Source organism: Duganella sp. CT11-25, from assembly GCF_047302815.1.
Taxonomy (GTDB): domain Bacteria; phylum Pseudomonadota; class Gammaproteobacteria; order Burkholderiales; family Burkholderiaceae_D; genus Rugamonas.
Genome location: NZ_JBKBFD010000001.1, coordinates 6,771,013 through 6,793,793 on the forward strand (window position 1 = coordinate 6,771,013; position 22,781 = coordinate 6,793,793).

Sequence of the window (22,781 nt, forward strand, 5' to 3'; positions counted from 1 at the left end):
TTCCTCGATTAAGTCTTATGCAGCAGATTATCCACTAACTCCAGCAAAGCTGCCTGCTCGGCGGCCGGCGCGAACAGCGGCGCGCGGGCGTCGCACTGCGCGCGCAGCGTGGCGTGGAAAGCGTCGTCGTCGATCACGCGGTCGATCAGGCGCGCCAGCGCGACCACGTCGCCGGCGGCGAAGTAGCCTTGGTAGTCCTGGCCCAGCATGCCGCGGTTGCCGCTGATGTCGCTGGCCAGCACCGGCACGCCGGCGCAGACGGCTTCGATGATGACGTTGGCGCCGCCTTCCATGTGCGACGTCAGCGCCATCGCGCGGCTGCGCTTGAGGCGCTGGCGCGTGGCCGCATGCGGCATGGCGCCCAGCCACCGGTAGCGCGGATGCAGCGCGGCGGTCGATTGCGCCGCCTCGGCCAGCGCCGGCTCCAGCGCGCCGCCGATGTGGATCAGGCGGGCCGTTCGCGAGCGCACATGGAAGGCGGCCTGCATGAAGGTCAGCGGATCCTTCTCGCTGCGCAGGTGGCCGATCATGCAGATGTCGGCGTAGCGGCGCTTGCTGTCGGCCACCGGTTTCAGGGTGGGGGCGGACTGGAAGATGACGCTGGCCTTGGCGTGCAGCGGCGCGGGCAGCGCGTCATAGCCGGACGGCTGCAGCAGCACCAGCGCGCTGGCCTGCACCAGTGCGCGCTGCGCGGCCGGGTCGGCATGGATGTCGCGATACAGGTCGGTCCCGGTCAGCAGCAGGATGGCCGGCCGCTCGGGCCAGCTGCGGCGCCACGCGTCCAGCGACGGCGCCGAGCGGCGCGCATGCAAGGCGATCAGCAGGTCGGGCGGAGCGGGAAGTGCGCCGAGGTCTTCCGGATCGGGCCATTGTTGCGAGATCGTGACGCGGTAGCGCGTGCGCAGGAACCGCGCCCAGCGGCTGGCGCTTTGCCAGTTGCCGTTGTTGGCGCGGGCGGAGGCGGGGCTGACGATCCAGATGTGTTGTGCGGTCACTGGTGTTTTGCTTGAAAGTCGTTACAATCGGCTCATGAATTCCAGTCCATCCTCATTCAGAAATGCCACGCCGCAGCAGATGGCGCAGGCCCTGCGGCATGCGCGGGATTATACGCTGTCGCTGTTCGATTGCTTTGCCGCCGCCGGCATGGACGTGCCGGCGCGCGTGCCGCAGCTGCGCATCGTCAATCCGCCGTTGTGGGAGCTGGGCCATATCGCCTGGTTTGCCGAGTGGTTCATCCTGCGCGAGGCGGCCTCCAGCCATCCGGCCGACGGCGTCGGCAACTGCTTGCTGAGCAAAGGCGACGACTGGTTCGACTCCGCGCTGGTGCCGCACCGCAGCCGCTGGTCGCTGGACCTGCCCAGTCCCGGTGCGCTGAAAACCTACTGTCACGAGGTGCTGGACCGCGTGCTCGATAAATTGTCGCGCGAACCCAACACCGATGAGGCCTTGTATCCCTATCGGCTGGCGCTGGCGCACGAAGACATGCACGGCGAGGCGTTGCTGTACACCTTGCAGACGCTGGGCCTGCCCGGCCCGGTGCAGGCCATCGGCGATGGCCAGTTGCTGTACGCGCCGTCGGAGATCGGTTTCCCGGGCGGCACGCTGCATCTCGGGAGCGATGCCGGTGCCGGTTTCGTGTTCGATAACGAGCGCAAGGCGCACAACCTGTACGTCGCGCCGTTCCGCATCGACAGCACCCTTGTGAGCAACGCGCAGTATGCCGATTTCGTCGCCGATGGAGGCTACGACAACCGCCAGTTCTGGAGCCAGGCCGGCGCCGAATGGCTGATGCGCCAGGAACGCTCGGCACCGCGCTACTGGCAGCGCGACGGCAGCCAGTGGCGCACCGTGCGCCATGGCGAGCTGTCGACGCTGGCGGGTGCGGAGCCGGTGCGGCATGTGAATCTATATGAAGCCCAGGCCTACTGCGCCTGGGGCAACCGCCGCCTGCCGACCGAGGAGGAGTGGGAATATGCCGCGCTGTCCGGCCATCCGGCTTTCCGCTGGGGGCAGTTGTGGGAGTGGACCGCGTCGCCGTTCGAGCCGTATCCAGAGTTCCAGGCGGACCGCTATCGCGAGTATTCGGAGCCGTGGTTCTATACGCACCAGGTCTTGCGCGGCGCTTCGTTCGCCACGCCGTCGCGTTTTGGCTCGGCCAGGTTCCGCAATTTCTACCCGCCGGAACGCGACGATATTTATGCAGGTTTCCGCACCTGTTCCTGGACCGGATAGTTCAAAAAAGAGAACGCTTTTTGGTGGATGCTCTGCTATGCTTTTTGTTTTCATCAAAACAAAAAGGGCGCACCCATGAAACTGAAGCACCTCCTGATTTCCGCCACCGTCTTGAGCGCCCTGGGCGTGGCAGCAACGGCGGCGGCCGCCGACGCCAAAGTGACGGTGATCCGCGCCGGCAAGCTGGTCGACGTGGTGGCCGGCACGGTCCTTAAGGACCAGACCATCGTCATCACCGGCGAGCGCATTACCTCGGTCGGTCCGAGCGCATCTGCCAACGTGCCGGGCGGCGCGCAGGTGATCGACCTGTCGTCGCAGACCGTGCTGCCAGGCCTGATCGACATGCATACCCACCTGACCAGCGATGCCTACCTGGGCGGCTATAACTCGCTGGGCGTCTCCGATACCCGCGCCGCGCTGTACGGCGTGCGCGCCGCGCGCAAGACGCTGGAAGCCGGCTTCACCACCGTGCGCAACGTGGGCGCCGGCGGCTTCGGCGATGTCGCGCTGCGCGACGCCATCAACGACGGCGATTTCATCGGCCCGCGCATGCGCACCGCCGGCTACGCCATCGGCATCAAGGGCGGCCACTGCGACGAGAACCTGCTGCCGCCGGACATGAACATCACCGGCCGCGGCGTGGCCGACGGCCCGTGGGAAGCCCGCGCCAAGGTGCGCGAGATGGCCAAGTACGGCGCCGACGTGATCAAGATCTGCGCCTCGGGCGGCGTGCTGTCCAAGGGCGACGAGCCGGGCGCGCAGCAGTACACGCTGGAAGAGATGCAGGCCATCGTCAACGAGGCGCACAAGCTGGGCCGCAAGGTCGCCGCGCACGCGCACGGCACCAGCGCGATCCACGATGCGATCCTGGCCGGCGTCGATTCGATCGAACACGCGAGCCTGATCGACGACGTCAACATCAAGCTGGCGAAGGAAAAGGGCACCTACCTGGTGATGGATATCTACAACGACGACTTCATCCTGCAGGAAGGCGAGAAGGCCGGCATGCTGCCGGAATCGATCGCCAAGGAAAAGGTCATCGGCCAGCTGCAGCGCGATAACTTCCGCAAGGCCTTCCAGGGCGGCGCCAAGATGGCGTTCGGCACCGACTCCGGCGTGTATCCGCACGGCGACAACGCCAGGCAGTTCGCCTACATGATCAAGTACGGCATGACGTCGATGCAGGCGATCCAGGCGGCCACCATCAACGCGGCCGACCTGCTGGGCTGGAAGGACCGCGTCGGTTCCATCACGGCCGGCAAGTTCGCCGACATCATCGCCGTCAAGGGCGACGCCGCCGGCGACGCGACCGAGCTGACCAAGGTTTCCTTCGTCATGAAGGGCGGCGAGGTCATTCGCAAGTAATGGTCTGACGGGTCATCAGGCTGGCTCGCGGGGCCATGCGGATCGTGTAGCGAGAAGGTTGTTTTTCTATATACTTTTCGCTTCCATATTGCGCACTGCGAGCCAGAATGAATCTCCATGTCCCGTTGGCGGTACTGCTGCTGGCCGCAGCCTTGAGTTCCTGCGGCGGCGGCTCATCTTCTTCTTCCGGCGACGCCACGGCGGCCGGCACGGTTGTCGGCGCGACGCCGGCGGCCAGCGGCGCGATCACGGTCGCCGATCCGCAAGCGGTGCGCCTGCCCGACGGCGGCGCGGTTGCCGCGATGGCCGACGCACTGGTGGTCGGCGACCATATCGTGGTGCGCTCGCGCTCCGATTCCTCCATCTCCGTCAACGGCAACCTGGTGTCTCCGCGCACGCGTTTGAGCGTGCTGGATGCGCAGGGCAGGCTGACCGCCTCCACCGACTACGGCTTTACGCTGGCCGCTGGCTACACCGGCGAGTGGGTGATGCTGCCTTCGCCGGAGGGCTTCCTGATGGTGCAGGCCAGTACCGGCGCGCGCATGCTGCGCTTCGACGCGCAGGCGAAGCTGGTCGGCGGCGCCACGGATTTATATCCGGCGGTGGCCGCGACGTCCACCACCGAACTGGCCGCGGCTGAAAACGGCGCTGCGGTCGACGGCAACGGCTTCTGGCTGGCCACCACGTTCTCGCTGCTGCCGGTCACCGATAAAACGCAGTACCAGCTCAAGCTGTGCAAGTTCGACTTCAGCGGCAGGCAGTTGACGCCGCCGTTCATGATCTCCACCTCGGCGCTGCATCCGCGCGTGGCTGCGACCGGCGGCGCTGTGCTGGCGGGCTGGCTGGAAAACGGCGGCGCCCTGCTGGCCATGTGGCCGAAAGGGGCGGGCGCGCCGATCATCCGTTCGATCAGCACCGGCGGCTCGCAGCCGTATCCGGTCGCGCTGAACGCGGACGGCAAGATGGGCGTGCTGTGGAACGGTAAATCCACCCAGACCGCGCCCGGCGGCGTGATGGGCGTGGCGGTCGACAGCAGCGGTGCGCCGGTGCTGCCGGACGGCCGCGTCGACCTGACACAGGAAGCGCTGTCGACGGCCTGGCTGGGCAATGTACGCACCACCGATATCGACGCCCATGCGTTCAGCGGCGGGCTGGCGCTGGCGAGCAGCGTGATTGGCGCCTTCAACAAGGGCGATACGCCGGCCGATCTGCTGGTGCTGGCCGATTATGGCGTCGGCGCGGGTGCGCTGTCCGCCCAGGCTTCCACGGTGCTGCGCTTCAAGCCGGCGGCGGCGTTGGGCGCGACGCCGGTATTCCGCCAGATGGTGTTTACCGATCACGCCATCCTGCTGATGGGAGACGACGCCCAGCTCCAGGCGCTGCGCGTCAGCCGCAGCCGCTAGACGCCGGTGCAGGATATCGCTTGCATGCAGCACGTTGCCTATAACATAATTGAAAGATAATTATGATTATGGGAGTGCTGGATGAAGCGTGTCATCAAGTGGATAGCGATCGCGTTGGCGGCGGTGGTGCTGGTTGTCGCGGCGCTGATCGCCCACACCATCTATTTCAAACCGCTTAAGCTGGACTGGTTCTACACCAGGGTGTTCGCCACGTTCGCGATCGAAAGCCCGGAGATGTTGTCGTCGATGCGCATCCTTCCGGGCTGGCTGGATTTCTACAGCGCGAAGCTGGACGACGCATCGCCCGCGCATGAGCAGAAGATGATCGATCAGGTCAATGACGGCCTGGCGACGATCAAGCAGTACGACCGCGAAAAGCTGGACCGCGAAGGCCGGCTGTCCTACGACACGCTGACCTATTTCCTGCAGATCCAGGCCGACGGCGAGGCGTACAGCCAGCATGACTTCCCGGTCAACCAGATGCAGGGCGTGCAAAGCGCGCTGCCGGACTTCATGGTGCAGGTCCATCAGGTAACCAACCAGAAGGAAGCGGAAAACTACATCGCCCGCCTGACCCTGTTCGCGGTCAAATTCGCACAACTGGAGGAGAGCCTGAAGCTGCGCGAAGCGCGCGGCATCATCCCGCCGCGCTTCACGGTGGAGAAGGTGCTCAAGCAGATGAGCGGCATGATCGCCGGCGCGCCGGAGCAGCACACGCTGTACGTCAACTTCAAGGAAAAGCTGGACAAGATTCCCGCGTCCGCCATGGATGCCGACACGCGCACGGTGTTGCTGATCCACGCAGCGGCCGCGGTCAAGGATCAGGTATATCCGGCGTATGGCCGCCTGATCGCCTACTTCACCAAGCTGCAGGCGAAGGCGCTGGAGAACAACGGCGCGTGGAGCCTGCCGAACGGCGACGCCTATTACGCCTGGTGCGTGCGCATGCACACCACCACCGACATGACGCCGCAGCAGGTGCATGACCTGGGCCTGGCCGAGGTGGCGCGCGTCAGCGCCGAGATGGATGCGATCCTCAAGGACCAGGGGCTGGACGAGGGCACGATAGGCGCGCGCGTGCAGCAGCTGGCGCGCAAGCCTGAGCAGCAGTATGCGAATACGCCGGAAGGCAAGAAGGCCATGCTGGCGCAGTACCAGGCCATCCTCGACGAGGTGAACAAGGGTCTCGGCGGCGCATTCGATATCCGTCCGAAGCTGGGCGTGAAGGTGGAGCAGGTGCCGCAGTCGTCGGAAGCGACCGCGCCGGGGGCCTACTACATGCAGGGTTCCTTCGACGGCAGCCGTCCGGGCGTGTTTTACGCGAACATGCGCAATCCGGGCGAGACGCCGAAGTTCGCCATGCGCACGCTGGCTTATCACGAGGGCATACCGGGGCACCACTTCCAGGTGACGATAGCGCAGGAGCTGGAAGGCGTGCCGTTCTTCCGCCGCGTGCTGCCGTTCACCGCGTATCAGGAAGGCTGGGCGCTGTATGCGGAGCGCCTGGCCTACGAGCTGGGATTCCAGAAGGATCCGCTGGATAACCTGGGCCGCCTGCGCGACGAGATGATGCGCGCCACGCGGCTGGTGGTCGATTCCGGCATCCATTACAAGCACTGGACGCGCGAGCAGGCCATCACCTACATGATGGACAACACCGGCATGGGCGAGGGCGATGTGACGGCGGAGATCGAGCGCTACTTCGTCGCGCCGGGGCAGGCGCTGGCGTACAAGGTCGGCATGCTGAAGATCCTGGCGCTGCGCGAGCACGCCAGGCAAGAGCTCGGCGCCAGGTTCGACCTCAAGCAATTCCACAATGAAGTGCTATCGCACGGCGCCTTGCCCTTGTCGGTGCTGGAGCGCGTGATCAACGACTGGATTGCCAAACGCAAGCAAGGATAGCCGGTCCTGCGGTGCGCGAATGCTGATATGCTTGGACTAGAATGGTCTTTTATCCATACGCTGTTGGCGAAGGAGTAAGACATGAGTCCGGAGCACGATAGGCGTCAGAAGCAAGCCCAGACGTCGGATACCGCGGGTTGGCACTCATTGGAGTTTGTCGTGAGGCAGGCGCTGGAGGTGCAGCGCGATGCCGGCACTCCCAGCGCTGTTGAGTTTTTGCAGGGTATCGGCGTGCACGAGCAAGTCATCGCGCGGGTACTCGCACCCGATGCGAAGATACGCGCGTCGGACCAGCAGGCGTTGGCCAATCCGGTGCTGGTTGCCGACCTTCCCATTACGCCACGCCGCATGTTCGGGCGTCGACGGCCTAAGTGAAATTGATATTGGATGAATTTTAAGTTACTGTTGATTTTCCTTGCGCTGCCATTTGCCGGCAACGCGGCCGCGGATAATCGCGACCATCTTGATACGCGCTACGGCCAGCTTGATGTCCGAAGCGGTTCGGATAGCACGGTGGTGACCTTTCGTGGGAATGCCTTGCTGACGCTGGCGGTGGATTCCGCGTCGCTGTATCGCATTACGCCGAAAACCGACCGCGAGTATGCGATTGTCGAGACCTGGCAGCCTGGGTTGAATTGTCATCACACCTACTATCTGGTGGAGCTGTCCGCGAACGGCGCGGCGCAGATTTCCAAGGAGTTTGGCGAGTGCTCTCACTTGGGCGGCGCCGAGTTTATCGGCGATGCGCCTGTCGTTCATCTCAAATCCCTTACCGAAAACCAAAGCTATGTGTGGCGGCGCGGCGAGATCAGTGCGCTGTCCGCCTCGGCTGAGACGTGCAAGTCGCTGGACGCCGCCGCCCGGGCAGGTGCCCAAGAGGTCGAGGCCAGGCGGCAGGTTGCGGGACCGGGACGGTTGCCGTTCTTTTCGGCGCCGAGCGAAGCATGTCCGCTGAAAGGATTGTTTGTGGTGCCGGGCAACCGGCTCGATGTGCGTTTGACGTATGAGGAATTTGTCTTCGCTACTTATGCCAATCCCAGAACGGGGAAGAAAGTTGAAGGTTGGGTTGATGGGAAACGTTTGCATGAATGAGTATATTATTTTTCGACAGGCCACGCGCGGCGACATTCCCGCGATGTCGGCGATTCGTCTGGCGGTGAGGGAGAATATTCTTTCCGATCCAAGCCGGATCACTCAGCAGATGTACATGGACTATTTGGAGCTTGCCGGGCGCGGCTGGGTGGCGGAGATCGATGGCACGATCGCGGGGTTCTGCTACGCGGACAAAAACGATGCGTCAATCTGGGCCCTGTTCATCCCCGAGGAATACGAGGGCAGGGGAATCGCGAAGCGCCTGCTTCAAATGGCCGTCGATTGGCTGTTCGATCAGGGCAATGCGAGCGTCCATCTGACGACGACCGCAGGCACCAGGGCCGATAGATTCTATGCCGCCCAGGGATGGACGCGCACACCGATCAGCGAGCGCGATGCCGGCTTCCGGATTTTCAAGGCTGCGCCGTCGATCGCCTGACCTGCGCGCGCCGCCGGTACCCGCGCGTCCAGTCCAGCTATACTAGTCGACCCGAATGGACGCTGCTCGTCCCCATTTTTTAGGAATACGGTATGTTTCGCACGATGTCGATCGCACGGTTGCTGTTGGTTTTAGCTCTGACGCCGTTGGCGGCCCTGGCGGAATCGCCGCCGCAAGGTTCCCTCGTGATCATCGGCGGGGCGCTGCGGGCGGATAACGCGGCGGTCTGGCAGCGTGTGGTGCAACTGGCCGGCGGCGCGGGCGCCCGCATCGCGGTGCTGCCCGGCGCGGCGGGCAATCCGGAACGTTCCGGCGCCACGCTGGTGAGGTATCTCAATCAATACGGCGCCTCCGCATTTGTTGTGCCGTTGGCGGTGCGGCTCAAGGGGCGCGACTATCGGCGCGACGCCGAGGATGAAGCGCTGGCGCGCTCGATACGGCAGTCCGGCGGCGTCTATTTCACCGGCGGCGACCAGGCCCTGATCACGCAAGCGCTGGTGCGGCCGGACGGCAGCCGCACCGCTGTGCTGGAGGCGATATGGGATATGTATCGGCGCGGCGGCGTGATCGCCGGCAGCAGCGCCGGCGCCGCCATCATGAGCAGCACCATGTACTACGACGCCAAGACCGTGTTCGGCACGCTGAGCCAGGGTGTGCGCGACGGTATCGAACTGACGCCGGGACTGGGCTTTATCGGCAGCGATGTTTTCGTCGACCAGCACCTGCTGGCGCGCGGCCGGTTTGCGCGCATGCTGCCGGCGATGCTCAAGAAGGGATACAAGACGGGGTTGGGCATCGACGAGAACACGGCGATGGTGATCGGCCCGCAGCGCGAGGTCGAGGTGATCGGCTACCAGGGGGCGTTGCTGGTCGATTTGACGCAGGCGAGTTCCGATCCGGCCAACAAGGAATTCAACCTGTCGAACGCCCGCATCAGCTATCTGGATCAGGGTGACCGCTACAATCTCGTCACGCGCCGGTACACGCCTTCGGCCGACAAGGCGGAGGGCAAGGTGGATCCGGCCAAGCCTTACATGGCGGAGCCGGTGTATTCAGCCGACATCCTTGGCCACAACGCGGCGCTGGTGATGATGACAAATCTGATCGACAACGCGCAGGCCGAGGCGATCGGCATCGCAGCGGCAGCGCCGGGCGAGCCGCGTCAGGAGCTCGGGTTCCAGTTCAAATTCAGCCGCGCCCCGGACACCATCGGCTATGCTTCCGAAAGATCGGAAGCCTACACCATCCTCGGCATGCGGCTCGACGTGGCGCCGCTGCACATCGTCCGCCCCTGGTACAGCGACTGGAAGTGAAACCGGTGTCAGTGCCGACATTCGGACACAAGCTCGACCGCAATGCGGCTCAGCCCGTGTCCGAATGTCGGCACTGACACCGGGGGTTGACACCGGGGGTTAGATCAGCGATTCGGCGAGGTCGGTGAGGTCGTCGGCGTATTCGAGCTCGATCAGCTCTTTGCGGGCGACGCCGCTGCGCCAGGCGGCGGTGGCGATCTTCGGCGTGACGCCGCTCAGCAGGCGTGGGTCGAGCAGGCCGGGTACCACGTAGTCCTTGCCGAAGCGGGCGTCGCTGCGGGCCATGTCGGCCAGCGCTACCACGCAGGCGCGTTTCATTTCCTGGTTGATGGTGAAGGCGCCGCTGTCCAGCGCTGCGCGGAACAGGTAGGGGAAGCACAGCGCGTTGTTGATCTGGTTCGGATAGTCCGAACGGCCGGTGGCGATGATCGCATCCGGCGCGACTTCGCGCACCAGCTCCGGACGCAGTTCCGGCTCGGGATTGGCCAGCGTGAAGACGATGGGCTGCGCCTTCATGCGCTGGATGTCCGTTTGCGACAGCACGCCCGGACCGGAGACGCCGAGGAAGACGTCGGCGTCGGCCATGACGTCGGACAGCGTTTTGGCGTCGGTGTCCTGCGCCCATGCGGCTTTTTCGCCGTCCAGCGCGCGCGCGGTGGACAGTACGCCCTTGCTGTCGCAGACGTAGATGTTGTTGCGCTGCGCGCCCAGGTCCACCAGCAGATCCAGGCAGGCGATGGCCGCCGCGCCGGCGCCGGAGCAGACGATTTTTACGGTGGCGATGTCGCGGCCGGTCATCTCGATCGCGTTCAGCATGCCCGCGCCGACCACGATGGCGGTGCCGTGCTGGTCGTCATGGAACACCGGGATCGACAGCCGTTCGCGCAGCTTGCGCTCGATGTAGAAGCATTCCGGCGCCTTGATGTCTTCCAGGTTGATGCCGCCGAAGGTCGGATGCAGCGCGGCGATGATGTCGACCAGCTTGTCCGGATCGCTCTCGTCGATCTCGATGTCGAAGGCGTCGATGCCGGCGAATTTTTTGAACAGGACGACTTTGCCTTCCATGACCGGCTTGCCGGCCAGCGCGCCGATGTTGCCGAGGCCGAGCACCGCGCTGCCGTTGGTGATGACGCCGACCAGGTTGCCCTTGGCCGTGTATTCATAGGCCTTGGCCGGTTCGCGCTGGATCTCCACGCATGGCGCGGCGACGCCGGGCGAATACGCCAGCGCCAGGTCTTCCTGCGTGCTGACGCTCTTGGTGACTTCGATGGCGATCTTGCCGGCGCTGCCGGAACGGTGATAGGCCAGTGCCTTTTGTTCGATGGTGCTCATGTTGTGCATATCCTTAAAAACGAAAAACGCCTGCACGAGCCAAACGGCTGGTACAGGCGCAAACTGCTGGGGATTCAGTGGGTCATGGATACAGGCCGCGTACTTCGCGCGCTTGCAGCACTCGGGTGCAAGCGAGGATGAAGGTGGCGGTACGCAGCGTGACTTTCTTTTCCTGCGCTACGGTCCATACTGCATTGAATGCGTCCTGCATGATGCGGGTCAGTCGGGCATTGATTTCGTCTTCGCTCCAGAAGAAGCTGGAGAAATCCTGCACCCATTCAAAGTATGACACGGTTACGCCGCCGGCGTTGGCCAGTACGTCCGGTACGATCAGCACGTCCTTGTCGGTCAGGATGTCGTCCGCTTCCGGCGTGGTCGGGCCGTTGGCGCCTTCCAGGATGATTTTGGTGCGAATTCGCGGCGCGTTAGCGGCAGTAATCTGCTGTTCCAGCGCGGCCGGGATCAGGATGTCCGATTCGATGCCCCAGAACGCGTCGCGGTCGAGGAAGGCTTCGGCGCCGGGGAAGCCGGTGACGCTGCCCACTTCCGCTACGTGCTGGTGCAAACGGGCGACATCCAGGCCGCCCTGGTTGACGACGGTGCCGGTGTGATCCTGCACGGCGATGACCTTGGAGCCGGCATCCGCGAACATGGTCGCCGCCACGCCGCCGACGTTGCCGAAGCCCTGGATCGCCACTCGTGCGCCTTCGATCGCCACGCCGCGCTTGGCGGCGGCTTCGCGGCCCACCACGAACACGCCGCGGCCGGTCGCTTCGCGGCGGCCCAGCGAGCCGCCCAGCGAGATCGGCTTGCCGGTGACGACGCCGGTCGACAGGTTACCTTCGATCATGGCGTAGGAGTCCATCATCCAGGCCATCACTTGCTCGTTGGTGTTGACGTCCGGTGCCGGGATGTCTTTGTTTGGTCCGATAATCAGGCTGATCTCGCTGGTGTACCGGCGAGTCAGGCGCTGAAGTTCGCCACGGGACAGGGTCTTTGGATCAACGCGGATACCGCCCTTGGCGCCGCCGTATGGCACGTTGACCGCTGCGTTCTTTACGGTCATCCATGCCGACAACGCCATCACTTCGGACAGGGTGACGTCCTGGTGGAAGCGCACGCCGCCCTTGCCCGGGCCGCGCGACATATTGTGCTGTACGCGATAGCCCTCGTAGTGGGCGATCGAGCCGTCATCGCGCTCGATGGGCACGTCGACGGTCAGGATGCGCTTTGGACGCTTCAGGGTTTCGACCCAGCGCGACAGGTTGCCCAGGTGCGGGGTAACGCGGTCGATCTGCTGCAGGTAGACGCCCCAAGGGCCGAGGTCCTCTGGATTGAGGTAGGAAGGCAGTGCGTGTGCGGATGTTTGTACGTGCGCGTTGGTCATGCTCAAAGCTCCTGTGAGTTCGTGGCTGAACGCAGCTTTTGACGGCGTTCAAGTGGGACGAATCATAGGGCTGGAGGCTTTAAACCGGCCAATGCTGTATGCGCATTTGGCTATGCAAAAAACGCATAGTTATCTCTCTGATACCGCGACGCGGCGTTTGCGGCCGGTGTTTTTTTGCTGCTGTTCGAGGAATTCCCACAGCCTTTCGACGATGGCCTTGCCGCGCCGGTGCGCCGACGGACGCTCGCGGTATAGGCGGATTTCCATTTCGATTTCCCAGTCGGCGGTGTCGCCGTCGGCGCGCGCCAGCTGCTTTTGCTTGAGCTCCCGCGTGACCGCCGATTCGGGCAGGAAGGCGATGCCGCGACCTTCCAACGCCATCATCTTCAGACCTTCCGCCATGTCGGTTTCGTAGTGCGGATCCAGGTGCAGCGGGGTCTTGGCGTCGGTGAGGATCAGCTCCACCATGCGGCCCAGGTAGGCGTTGTTGGTGTACGATAAAAACGGCAGCGGTTCCTTCTTGGTGCCCGGCAGCGTGAATTCGGGGACCTTGTTCTTGTCGCAGCGTGCATAGGCGCGCAGCGATTCGCGGCCCAGCACCAGCATGTCGTAGCGGCCCGGATCGAGCTGCACCGGCTGGCGCGGATGGTGATAGCACAGCAGCAGGTCGCAACCGCCTTCGACCAGCTGCAGCACGGCGTCGTGCACGTTGAGCGCCATCAGGCGGCTGCTGATCGGCGCGAAGTCCTGCTCCAATGCGGTCAGCCATTTCGGCACGAAGGTCAGCGACAGCGTGTGCGGCACCGCGAGGTCGATGCTGGTCTGTGCGGCGGCGCGCTTGGAGCGCAGCATGTCGCGCGCGCCGTTGATCTGCGCCAGCATTTCCAGCGCCTGTTCGTAGAACACGATGCCGGCCGGCGTCAAGCGGGTGGGGTAGGATGTGCGGTCGACCAGGTCGGTGCCGAGCCAGTTTTCCAGCGACTGGATGCGGCGCGAAAAGGCGGGCTGCGTGACGTGACGCAGCGCCGCCGAACGGCTGAAGTTATTGGTCTCGACCAGCGAGATGAAGTCTTCCAGCCATTTGGTTTCCATGCACAGATCCTTATTGCGGTTGCGGCGACGTCGAGGTGATGTTGCGGATCGGTGTGAGCAGATACGCCAGCGCCGCGAACACCACCAGTATGATGCCACCGCCGAAGAACAATTGCGATAGCGAGATCGCCGTGAGCACCCAGCCCGTGACTCCCGCCGACAACGGCGCCAGTCCCATGAAGATGAACATGAAGATGCTCATGGCGCGGCCCATCATTTGCGGCGGCACGCGGCGCTGTATCCACGTGAAGACGTTGATCTGCATGAAGCCGGACAGCAGGCCGAGCACCAGCATCAGCAGGGCCGCCTGCCATGCGGCGTGCACGGCGCCGAGCGGCATCACCAGCAGGCCGGCGAGGGCGTCCACCAGCAGGATCATGGTGCCGAAGCTGGCGAAGCGCAGGCGCGCGCCGGCCGTCGCGGCGGCCGCCATCCCGAGCAGCATGCCGGCGCCGTTGGCGCCCATCAGCAGGCCCAATGTCGATGCGCCGTGCAGGTCGCTGGCCAGCACCGGGATCGCCACCTGCATGGCGCCGCCGATGAGCAGCGACACCGTGCCCCAGTAGATGAAGCACAGGCGCAGCGGCACGTCGTTCCATACCATCCGCAGGCCTTCGCCGACGGAGCGCAGCACCGATTGCGGCGCGGCCGCCTGCGCTTTCAGTCCAGTCACCTTGGACAGCGTCCAAGCGGAGAGCAGGAAGCTGGCGCAGTCGAAGCCGAAGGCCAGCGCCAGGCCGCGCGCATCGGCAATCACGCCGCCGCTGTTGCCGGAGAACGCCAGCAAGCCGGCCGCCATCAATGGGCCGATCAGCATCGACAACTGGCGCAGTCCCATCAAGATGCCGTTGGCCGCCTGCAGGTGCTCGGGCGCGATCGCCTGCGGCATGATCGAGGTGCCGGACGGGATGCCGAACGCCTGCGCGAGGCCGATGCAGAAGGCCAGCACATAGATTAGCGTCAGCGTGAGGTGCGGCGTCATGTTGATGGTCAGCGACAGCGAGTCGGACAGCGCCATCGTCAGCGTCGAGTGCGTGTTCAGCACCAGCAGCGTGAGTAAGGCGAGCAGCACGGCATTGGCGTACTTGCTGAGCATGAGCACGCGCTTGGGCGAGTAGCGGTCCACCAGCGCGCCGCCGATCAGGATGAAAACTGCGCGCGGGATGCTCATCAGCGCGATGACCAGGCCGAGCGCCAGCGTGTCGCCGGTCAGCTTGAGCACCAGCCAGGGCAGGGCGATGATGGTGAGCTGGTCGCCCAGCATCGAGATCACGCCGCCGCGCAGCAGCCATTTGAAGTTCGGGTCGCGCTTCAATGCCGCGCGTTGCAGTTTTGGATCGGACATGGTGTCCCTCAGGAGTTGGATGCGTTCATGCCGGCGATCAGCCCGAGCGCGGTGCTCAGGTTGTCGAACTGGTCCGGCGGGCAGCTGCGCAGCAGGTCTTTGCTGATCTGCTCTGCGACCGTGACGGCGTTGAGCAGCAGTTCGCGGCCGGTGGGCGTGATGGCGGCGTAGGCCACTCGGGCGTCGCGCGGATCTTGCTGGCGTTCGACCAGGCCGATCTTTTCCAGCGGCAGCAGGGTGCGGGTGACGCCGGACGCGGTCAGGCCCTGGCGCTCGGCCAGGTCGACGCGGCGCAGGCGGCCGCCCGGCGCGCGGTTCAGGTAGTGCAGCAGCATGAAGTCGCTGAAGCTGATGCCGTGATAGCCGCCCAGCACCTGGTCCAGCCGGCGCACCAGCGTGGCCTGCGCGCGCGCCAGGCGCAGCGCGAATTCCAGGCTGGGGCTGATGGCTGCCGGAATGGGGGTGGTGTTTTCGTCCATGGTGAACTCCTTGTTGATTAATGCTTGAATTATAGTTGAGTAATCAAGTATGTGTGGAGATTTTTTTATTGTTATGTTCTTACAACATAGCGGCAGCCGCATGCAGCCTGGAGGATGGTTGTATTACATAATGTTACGTAATTATGATATCGTTTCCAACGCAATAATCTTTTACTTCAACTACAAAAATAACGGAGACATCAATGCATATGGGGACAACCGAGATCTTCCTGATCGCGATGCTGATCATTTTCAGCGTGCCTTACCTGATTTGGCGATTCGGCAACACCGACTACTACGCGCCGCTGGTCGTGGTGCAGATCATCGCCGGCATTTTGCTGGGACCGGGCATCATGGGTCGCGCCTTTCCCGACTACTACAGCTTCGTGTTCAACCCACAGGTAGTGCAGTCGCTGAACGGCATCGCGTGGTGGGCGGTGATGATCTTCGTGATGATCGCCGGCATCGAGCTGGACTTGAAAAAAGCCTGGGAGCACCGCCGCGAAAGTTCCATCACCGCCGGCCTGGCGCTGGGCACGCCGCTGCTGTTCGGCTGCGTCGCCGCGCTGGGCCTGGTCGGCTATGCCGGCTGGATGGGACCGAAAGCGCAGGACTGGCAATTCGTGCTGGGGGTCGGCATGGCCTGCGCGGTGACCGCGCTGCCTATCCTGATCCTGTTGATGGAAAAGCTGGAAATCCTGCGCCAGCCCATCGGCCAGCGCATCCTGCGGTACGCCAGCCTCGACGATATCGCCATCTGGGGCGTGCTGGCCGTGATCCTGCTGGATTGGGACCGCGTCGGCCGCCAGGCCGGCTTCCTGCTGGTGTTCGCCGTCGCGACCAAACTGTTCCGCATGATGATGGTGCGCCTGGAAGAGCGCGACCGCTGGTATATCTCCTTCATCTGGCTGGCGATCTGCGCGTTTGCCGCCGACTGGGCGGGCCTGCACTACATGGTCGGCGCCTTCCTGGCCGGCGCGGTGATGGATGCCCACTGGTTCAACCAGGAGAAGATGGACTTCATGCGCGCCAACGTGCTGATGGCCATCATGCCGGTCTTCTTCCTGAGCACCGGCCTGCGCACCAACTGGGCGATGGGCGGCTCGGCCGTGTTCATCGTGGCGGCGGTGCTGCTGGCGGCATCGGTCAGCGGCAAGCTGGCGGGCATCCATATCGCCGGCAAGATCCTGAAATGGGGGCCGGGCGAGGCGTCGATCATCGGCTGGTTGCTGCAGACCAAGGCGCTGATCATGATCATTTTCGTCAACATCCTGCTGGACAAGCAGATCATCACCAGCGAAACCTTCACCGCGCTGCTGCTGATGGCCATCGGCAGCACCATGCTGACGGTGCCGATGGTGTATCCGAAATTACAGCGCGTGGCGCAGCTGATCTTCAAAACCAGCTGATATAATGGCGGCATGAACGATACTACTCAACGCCCACCTCTGCCGGATCATCTGTCGATCGATCCGCGCAGCCCGCACCATGTCGCAGCCGTGTTCGAACACGATGTCGGCATCAAGTTTAACGACAAAGAACGCATGGATGTAGATGAATACTGCATCAGCGAAGGCTGGATCAAGGTCTCGTCGGCCAAGAGTCTGGACCGCAAAGGCAACCCGATGCTGATCAAGCTGAAGGGTAAAGTCGAAGCGTTCTACCGTTAAACCGCAGTCTGCCAAATAAAAAAAAGCCACCGGAACAACTCGGTGGCTTTTTTTTATTTGGCGGCATCGCCGCGCAGCTTGTCGAGCATCTCGATGGTGCCCGGGGAGAGGTTCATGATGCCGTGGTAGGCACAGTATTCACAAAACGCTTCCTCGGGGCTCATCGCGTCGATGCTGGCGTCGGAGTGACCCCGGCGGCGCAAGGCCCGCAGACATGCTGCATCCATATTCCTGGAATTCATGCACTACTCCCTTTATATCTCGTAGGTTCGATGGTTATTTACTGTAAAGATTATAAGTCGAAAATAGTGCCATGTGGAAACTATATTGGTTTTTCTTAACTTGTGGAAACAATTTGATACGAGGCGGGAGGAGGAAGGCGGGAGCCGGCTCCGGGCGCGGGGCCCGGAGCGGCGTCAATCAGAGGGCGGTTTGCGGTGCCGGCACGGGCGTGGACATGCCGCGCTGCAGCCGCCACACCAGGGCCACCGCCACCAGCGAGGTCGCCACCACGACGTAGCCGACGGTATCGAAATGCTGCAGCCTGCCGTCCGCGCCCTGCGACACGATATGGCCGGACACCACCGAAGCCACGCCGCCGGCCAGCTGCTGGATCGAGGCGCTGATGGCGTTGTACGAGCCGCGCTGGGTCTGCACCGGCACCGTCGACGACAGCGCCTGGAACGGAATCATGCGCGAGAAAATCCCGACAAACATCAGCGAATTGACCACCACCAGCGCGGCCAGCGGGATGTGGCCGAGGTGGGTGTACACCAGCACCATCACGATCGACAGCACGGTGCCGAACAGGAATACGCGGAACTTGCCGTAGGTATCGGCCGCCTTGCCGATCATCGGCCCCATGAAGATCGTGCACAGGCCGGTGATCAGGTAGACCGTCGGCAGGTGGTGCAGGTCGATGCCCATGTTGTTGACGATGTAGGCGCTGCTGAACGGCATCAGCATGAAGCCGCCGGTGGTCAGCAGGGCGGTGATCGAGAACGCCAGCAGGTAGCGCTTCTCCGTCACCGTGTGGAACAGGTGCATGAACGGGCTGTGCTCTTGCGGCTTGTCCAGGTGGGCGTTGACCGGCTGCATTTGCCAGGCGACCAGCAGGCCGCCGACCAGGCCGAAGGCGGCCATCGCCAGGAAGGGCACGTGCCAGTCCCACTGGTTCGACAGGTAGATGCCGGCCGGGATGCCCAGCACCTGGCTGGCGGCGAACGCGGTCTGGATCAGGCCCATCACGCGGCCGCGCATCTGCGGCGGGAACAGGTCGGTCGAAATCGCCAGCACGATGGAGCCGATCACGCCGCCGAACAGGCCGGTGACGATGCGCGCGGCCAGCAGGCTCTCGAAGGTCTGCGCCATGCCGCACCAGACGGTGCCGAGGATGAAGCCGGTGTAGAAGAACAGCAGCAGTTTCTTGCGGTCGAAGCGGTCGGCGAAGCCGGCGGTCAGCAGGCCGGACGCGCCGGCGCTGAAGGCGTAGGCCGAGACCACCAGGCCGAACTGGCTGGGGCCGATGTTCAGGGCCGGCATGATGACGGCGCCCAGCGGCGACATCAGCATGAAATCCAGGATCACGGCGAATTGCAGGAAGGCCAGCATCGCCACGACGATTTTTTGATAGCGGCTAAAAGGAGCCGCAGGGGCTTTAGTCATCTTGTTTTTCCTCGGTCTTTTGCGGGCGGCACCAGTTGGCGCGCTGCTTGTGGAATTGTTCGCGTTCTTCGGCCGTCATCGCCTGCCAGCGCTGCCAGTGCTCGCGCTTTTCCTGCCAGCTCGGGCCGTGGCCGTGGCCGCGGAAGCCGCCGAACAGGATACGGCAGAGTACCAGCAACCCCAGCGCCCGCCAATAATCGATAGTCATCGCGCCGGTGATCAGGCTGGGCATGATCCAGTTCCACAACCCCATCACCATCGCGCCCATCACGGCGGCACCGGCCAGGATCATCAGGCCTTTTAACAGTTTCATCTTCTTGAAGCTCATTTCCTTACGCATTTTCTTACTCCTTTCAATTTTATTCGTTGTACAGGGCTTGCAGGCGTTGGCGCAGGTACAGCACTGCGTAGCGCTTGCGGGCCAATAAAGTGTTGATCGAGATGCCCGTTTCGGCGGCCATCTGCTTGAAGCTGATGCCGTCGAGTTCGTGGGCGATGAAGACATCGCGCTGGTTGGCGGGCAGGTCGTCGAGGGCCGCTTGCAGTTCTTCGAGCAGCACGGAGCGGGTGTAGGCCGCTTCCGGTCCGGCGTCGAGCGAGGGCAGCATCAGGTCGAGGCGGTACTCGTCGTTGTCCTCGTCGGCGCAGGCCAGATCGTCGAGCGCGACTTCCTTCTTCTTGCGGAAGCGGTCGATGATGCGGTTGCGGGCGACGCGGAACAACCAGGCGCTGACCTGCTCGATGGGCTCGGGCAGGCGGTAGGCCTGGGTGAACTCGTAGAAGACATCCTGCAGGATATCGTCGGCGTCGGTCTGGTCGGCCACCCGGCGGCGGATGAAGTTCCCCAACTTCGAACGCTCACGCAACACGGTCGCGGTGATGTCATCGTCTTTGTTAGTAGTGTTGTATGGCGGTGTCATGCGATTGAAGACGGTTCGCGGCGACGGTTATTGTGGGGGAGGTGCAAATATATAGGTTTGTGGGGCGCCGATGTTAGCTGATTGTCGCGGTACGTCAAAATAGTTTGCCAAATGGCGAACTGTTTTGATATAGTTCGCCACATGGAAAACTATTCTTTAGCACTGAATGACGTGTTCCACGCACTGGCCGACCCTACCAGGCGATCCGTCATCGCCCGGCTCGGGAGGGGCTCCGCATCGATCAAAGAGCTCGCGGCGCCATTTGGTTTGGGCTTGCCGTCGTTCTTGAAGCACATCAAGGTTCTCGAAAGCTGCGGCCTCGTTGCGTCGGTGAAGACGGGCAGGGTGCGGACCTGTGTGCTCAGGCGTGACAACTTGACCGCCGCCGAAAAGTGGTTCGATGAGCAACGCGCGGCCTGGGCCAGTCGGTACGATAATCTTGATGATTTATTAACCACAATGAAAGGTGAAGAAAATGAAAGCTGACCTGCAATTTGAGTTCCTTGTCGACAAAGAGAAAAATACCCTCACGATCAAAAGGGAGTTTGCGGCCGGGCGGCCGCTGGTTTGGGACTGCTACACGAAAAGTGCACTTCTCGATAAGTGGTTCGCGCCCAAGCCCCTGACCACGAAAACCAAGTTTATGGATTTCAGTGAAGGCGGGCATTGGCTGTACGCGATGGTTGAACCCAACGGGCAGGAATACTGGGGGCGCATGGACTATCAAGCCATTCAACCCATCGATCACTACACCGCGCTGGACGGCTTTTGCGACAACACCGGCGCACTGAACCCCGACTTGCCCCGATCGCAATGGAACGTCACCTTTTCCGATCTGGCGACGCATACCGTTGTGCAAACGGTGGTTTCCTATACATCGGCCGAAGCACTTCAGCAGGTCATCGATATGGGCATGAAGGAGGGATTGACTTCGACCCTGGAACGCCTGGACGAGCTCCTTTTGACTCAAAGCTAAGCGTTGGGCGACCTCATGGTTGCAAAATAAACATTCGCATGTCAGCATCGAATATTGAGTCCGATAAAGTTGATGACAATGCGAAGTTTATTTCTGGTGGCGGCCATGATGACGGGCGCTGTTCATGCCCAGCAGGGAAGTGGGATCGGCTACCCCACCGAGAGCAAGCTCAAGCCCGGTCAGCTGGAGAGCTTTCGTGCTCAATTCAACTGTAAGTGACGGACCTCCCGGTGTGCCATGGATTCGTTGATCGCCGCATCCGCACGGGCACTTGCCGCCGGTGACGCGCTCGGGGCGCTGAAGCGGGTCGCCTTGCGCGAGGATCCGCCAGCGCTGGCCTTGCGCGGCATCGCGATGGCGCAGCTGGGCGAGCATCCGCGTGCGCGCGAATTGCTGCGCCGCGCGGCGCGGGGCTTCGGTGCTCACGAGGAATTGTCTCGCGCCCGCTGCATCGTCGCCGAGGCCGAAGTGGCGCTGGCGGTGCGCGATTTCAGCGGCTCGCCGCGTGCACTAACTACGGCCTTGGCCACTCTGGAGGCGCATGCGGATCACGCGAATGCGCTGCAGGCGCACCTCATCGCCGCACGCCGGCTGTTATTGCTCGGACGTCTAGATGAGGCGGAGGCTGCGCTGTCGCAGCTCAATGGTCGCAGCTTGCCGCCCGCCTTGGCTGCGGTGGCGGAATTGGCTGCCGCGGAGCTGGCGATGCGCTCGCTGCATGTTACCCAGGCGCGGACGGCGCTGACGCGCGCGCACACATCCGCCGAGCGTGCCCGCATTCCGGCATTGCTGGCCGAAGTGGTGGAGGCGCGGAACGCTCTCGATCGTCCAGCCGCGCGGCGCCTGCTGGCCGGCGGTGAACAGGCGTTGCGCCTCGACGATGTCGCGGCGCTGCTGGAGTCCGACGCGCTGGTCCTGGATGGCTGCCGCCGTGGCTTGGGCGTCGGCGAAGCATGGCAGCCGCTGGCGCGGCGGCCGATATTGTTTGCGTTGGCCCGCTCGCTGGCCGAAGCATGGCCCGGCGACATCGATCGCGAAACCTTGATCGCCCAGGCATTCCGCACCCACCAACCCAACGAGACCCACCGCGCCCGCCTGCGGGTCGAGATCAGCCGCCTGCGCGCTTTGGTTTCCGCCATGGCGCGGATTGAGGCCACGGCACGCGGCTTCGCGCTGAAGCCGCTCCAGGCGCGCGCAGTCGTCGTGCTGGCCCCGCCCATCGATGGCGACCAGGCCTCGCTGGTGGCGCTGCTGTCCGACGGCGCCGCCTGGTCGACCTCGGCGCTGGCGATGGCGCTGGGCGACAGCCAGCGCACCATCCAGCGCGCGCTGGCCGAACTGGAGACGGCAGGGCGGGTGCGCTCGATCGGCCAGGCGCGCACGCGCCGCTGGTTGTCGCCGCCCTTGGCCGGATACACGACAATCTTGTTACTCCCCGCCGCACTGCCAATCGCATAAAGTTGTCATGCGGCGCCGATCCGAGGTGCCACATAAGGAGACTACGATGACCAGCAAGACCAGCAAGGAAAAAGTGCGCACGGCCGAGATCGTGCGCGAATACGGCCCCTTCGATGGCGCGGAAAAAATAGCCGGCGTCACCCACGACGGCCAGCGCGTCTGGGCGGCCACCGGCGAGAAGCTGATTGCCTTCGATCCCGGCAGCGGCGCAATCGCCCGTTCACTGGACTGCCCCTGCGACGCCGGCACCGCCTTCGACGGCACCTACCTCTACCAGATCGCCGAGCGGCGTATCGACAAGATCGACCCGGCCAGCGGCAAGGTGCTGGCCACGATCCCGGCGCCCGGCGACGGCTACGACTCGGGTTTGACCTGGGCCGAGGGCAGCCTGTGGGTGGGCCAGTACCGCGACCGCAAGATCCACCAGATCGATCCGTCTACCGGCGCCATCATCCGCTCCATCGATTCCAACCGCTTCGTTACCGGCGTGACCTGGGTTGACGGCGAGCTGTGGCATGGAACCTGGGAAGGCGACGACAGCGATATCCGCCGCATCGATCCTGCAAACGGCGCCGTGCTGGAGCGGCTGGAAATGCCGGCCGGTACCTTCGTCAGCGGACTCGAATCCGATGGCGCCAGCCTGTTTTATTGCGGTGGCGGCGGCAGCGGTAAAGTGCGCGCCGTACGTCGTCCCGCCAATTAATCAAAGGA

The 22,781-nt window shown here is 63.6% G+C and carries 24 protein-coding genes; 14 read left to right on the forward strand and 10 right to left on the reverse strand.

What is annotated here, in order from left to right:
* Window positions 1–8 precede the first annotated feature (8 nt).
* Window positions 9–995, reverse strand: coding sequence for a selenoneine biosynthesis selenosugar synthase SenB (gene senB, locus ACEN9F_RS29470; RefSeq protein WP_413426004.1), 987 nt, complete (start codon window positions 993–995; stop codon window positions 9–11).
* A gap of 34 nt (window positions 996–1,029) precedes the next feature.
* Here senB and senA point away from each other — a divergent pair, with 34 nt between their 5' ends.
* From senA to ACEN9F_RS29510, 8 genes are all read left to right on the forward strand, one after another.
* Window positions 1,030–2,232 (forward strand): selenoneine synthase SenA, encoded by a 1,203-nt coding sequence (gene senA / locus ACEN9F_RS29475; protein WP_413426006.1) that lies wholly within the window; start codon window positions 1,030–1,032, stop codon window positions 2,230–2,232.
* A 75-nt stretch (window positions 2,233–2,307) separates the two neighbouring features.
* Window positions 2,308–3,597 (forward strand): amidohydrolase family protein, encoded by a 1,290-nt coding sequence (locus tag ACEN9F_RS29480; protein ID WP_413426007.1) that lies wholly within the window; start codon window positions 2,308–2,310, stop codon window positions 3,595–3,597.
* A 107-nt stretch (window positions 3,598–3,704) separates the two neighbouring features.
* The gene (locus ACEN9F_RS29485) at window positions 3,705–5,000 is read left to right on the forward strand and encodes a hypothetical protein (protein WP_413426009.1); all 1,296 of its coding nucleotides are present in this window, start codon (window positions 3,705–3,707) and stop codon (window positions 4,998–5,000) included.
* A gap of 81 nt (window positions 5,001–5,081) precedes the next feature.
* Window positions 5,082–6,902, forward strand: a complete 1,821-nt coding sequence (locus ACEN9F_RS29490; protein ID WP_413426011.1) for a DUF885 domain-containing protein — start codon at window positions 5,082–5,084, stop codon at window positions 6,900–6,902.
* Between the two features lie 81 nt (window positions 6,903–6,983).
* Window positions 6,984–7,277 (forward strand): hypothetical protein, encoded by a 294-nt coding sequence (locus ACEN9F_RS29495; RefSeq protein ID WP_413426013.1) that lies wholly within the window; start codon window positions 6,984–6,986, stop codon window positions 7,275–7,277.
* A gap of 12 nt (window positions 7,278–7,289) precedes the next feature.
* Window positions 7,290–7,994 (forward strand): hypothetical protein, encoded by a 705-nt coding sequence (locus ACEN9F_RS29500; protein ID WP_413426015.1) that lies wholly within the window; start codon window positions 7,290–7,292, stop codon window positions 7,992–7,994.
* On the forward strand, window positions 7,987–8,433 hold the full coding sequence (locus ACEN9F_RS29505) for a GNAT family N-acetyltransferase (protein WP_413426017.1): 447 nt from the start codon (window positions 7,987–7,989) through the stop codon (window positions 8,431–8,433). The genes ACEN9F_RS29500 and ACEN9F_RS29505 overlap by 8 nt, the downstream gene beginning before the upstream one ends.
* A gap of 92 nt (window positions 8,434–8,525) precedes the next feature.
* Window positions 8,526–9,746: a cyanophycinase gene (locus ACEN9F_RS29510; protein WP_413426018.1), complete on the forward strand. Its 1,221-nt coding sequence runs from the start codon at window positions 8,526–8,528 to the stop codon at window positions 9,744–9,746.
* Between the two features lie 99 nt (window positions 9,747–9,845).
* Here the strand turns inward: ACEN9F_RS29510 and ACEN9F_RS29515 are convergent, their stop codons facing one another.
* The 5 genes from ACEN9F_RS29515 to ACEN9F_RS29535 all read right to left on the reverse strand — a co-directional run bounded on the left by ACEN9F_RS29515 (window position 9,846) and on the right by ACEN9F_RS29535 (window position 15,381).
* A complete protein-coding gene (locus tag ACEN9F_RS29515) occupies window positions 9,846–11,078 on the reverse strand; it encodes a malic enzyme-like NAD(P)-binding protein (RefSeq protein ID WP_413426020.1) in 1,233 nt (410 codons plus the stop codon).
* 82 nt (window positions 11,079–11,160) lie between these two features.
* Window positions 11,161–12,465, reverse strand: coding sequence for a Glu/Leu/Phe/Val family dehydrogenase (locus ACEN9F_RS29520; RefSeq protein WP_413426022.1), 1,305 nt, complete (start codon window positions 12,463–12,465; stop codon window positions 11,161–11,163).
* 129 nt (window positions 12,466–12,594) lie between these two features.
* Window positions 12,595–13,557, reverse strand: a complete 963-nt coding sequence (locus ACEN9F_RS29525; RefSeq protein WP_413426023.1) for a LysR substrate-binding domain-containing protein — start codon at window positions 13,555–13,557, stop codon at window positions 12,595–12,597.
* Between the two features lie 10 nt (window positions 13,558–13,567).
* Window positions 13,568–14,902, reverse strand: coding sequence for an MFS transporter (locus ACEN9F_RS29530; RefSeq protein ID WP_413426024.1), 1,335 nt, complete (start codon window positions 14,900–14,902; stop codon window positions 13,568–13,570).
* Between the two features lie 8 nt (window positions 14,903–14,910).
* Entirely contained in the window at window positions 14,911–15,381 is a 471-nt protein-coding gene (locus ACEN9F_RS29535) for a MarR family winged helix-turn-helix transcriptional regulator (RefSeq protein WP_413426026.1), read from the reverse strand.
* Window positions 15,382–15,584: 203 nt separating this feature from the next.
* On the opposite strand from ACEN9F_RS29535, the gene ACEN9F_RS29540 reads away from it, so the two are divergent.
* Together ACEN9F_RS29540 and ACEN9F_RS29545 are read left to right on the forward strand one after the other, a co-directional pair.
* Window positions 15,585–16,790: a cation:proton antiporter gene (locus tag ACEN9F_RS29540; protein WP_413426028.1), complete on the forward strand. Its 1,206-nt coding sequence runs from the start codon at window positions 15,585–15,587 to the stop codon at window positions 16,788–16,790.
* Between the two features lie 12 nt (window positions 16,791–16,802).
* Entirely contained in the window at window positions 16,803–17,051 is a 249-nt protein-coding gene (locus ACEN9F_RS29545; RefSeq protein WP_413426029.1) for a DUF3297 family protein, read from the forward strand.
* Between the two features lie 53 nt (window positions 17,052–17,104).
* Here the strand turns inward: ACEN9F_RS29545 and ACEN9F_RS29550 are convergent, their stop codons facing one another.
* The 4 genes from ACEN9F_RS29550 to ACEN9F_RS29565 all read right to left on the reverse strand — a co-directional run bounded on the left by ACEN9F_RS29550 (window position 17,105) and on the right by ACEN9F_RS29565 (window position 19,636).
* Entirely contained in the window at window positions 17,105–17,293 is a 189-nt protein-coding gene (locus ACEN9F_RS29550) for a hypothetical protein (RefSeq protein WP_413426030.1), read from the reverse strand.
* 178 nt (window positions 17,294–17,471) lie between these two features.
* Complete coding sequence (locus ACEN9F_RS29555; RefSeq protein ID WP_413426031.1) at window positions 17,472–18,716, reverse strand: MFS transporter; 1,245 nt, start codon at window positions 18,714–18,716, stop codon at window positions 17,472–17,474.
* Window positions 18,709–19,029, reverse strand: a complete 321-nt coding sequence (locus tag ACEN9F_RS29560; RefSeq protein ID WP_413426033.1) for a hypothetical protein — start codon at window positions 19,027–19,029, stop codon at window positions 18,709–18,711. Before ACEN9F_RS29560 ends, ACEN9F_RS29555 begins: the two co-directional genes overlap by 8 nt.
* A 46-nt stretch (window positions 19,030–19,075) precedes the next feature.
* Window positions 19,076–19,636, reverse strand: coding sequence for an RNA polymerase sigma factor (locus tag ACEN9F_RS29565; protein WP_413426035.1), 561 nt, complete (start codon window positions 19,634–19,636; stop codon window positions 19,076–19,078).
* Between the two features lie 141 nt (window positions 19,637–19,777).
* On the opposite strand from ACEN9F_RS29565, the gene ACEN9F_RS29570 reads away from it, so the two are divergent.
* The 4 genes from ACEN9F_RS29570 to ACEN9F_RS29585 all read left to right on the forward strand — a co-directional run bounded on the left by ACEN9F_RS29570 (window position 19,778) and on the right by ACEN9F_RS29585 (window position 22,773).
* On the forward strand, window positions 19,778–20,122 hold the full coding sequence (locus ACEN9F_RS29570) for an ArsR/SmtB family transcription factor (protein WP_413426037.1): 345 nt from the start codon (window positions 19,778–19,780) through the stop codon (window positions 20,120–20,122).
* A complete protein-coding gene (locus ACEN9F_RS29575) occupies window positions 20,112–20,612 on the forward strand; it encodes an SRPBCC family protein (RefSeq protein ID WP_413426039.1) in 501 nt (166 codons plus the stop codon). The genes ACEN9F_RS29570 and ACEN9F_RS29575 overlap by 11 nt, the downstream gene beginning before the upstream one ends.
* 237 nt (window positions 20,613–20,849) lie before the next feature.
* Complete coding sequence (locus tag ACEN9F_RS29580) at window positions 20,850–22,070, forward strand: helix-turn-helix domain-containing protein (RefSeq protein WP_413426041.1); 1,221 nt, start codon at window positions 20,850–20,852, stop codon at window positions 22,068–22,070.
* Between the two features lie 46 nt (window positions 22,071–22,116).
* Entirely contained in the window at window positions 22,117–22,773 is a 657-nt protein-coding gene (locus tag ACEN9F_RS29585) for a glutaminyl-peptide cyclotransferase (RefSeq protein ID WP_413426043.1), read from the forward strand.
* Window positions 22,774–22,781: the final 8 nt, after the last annotated feature.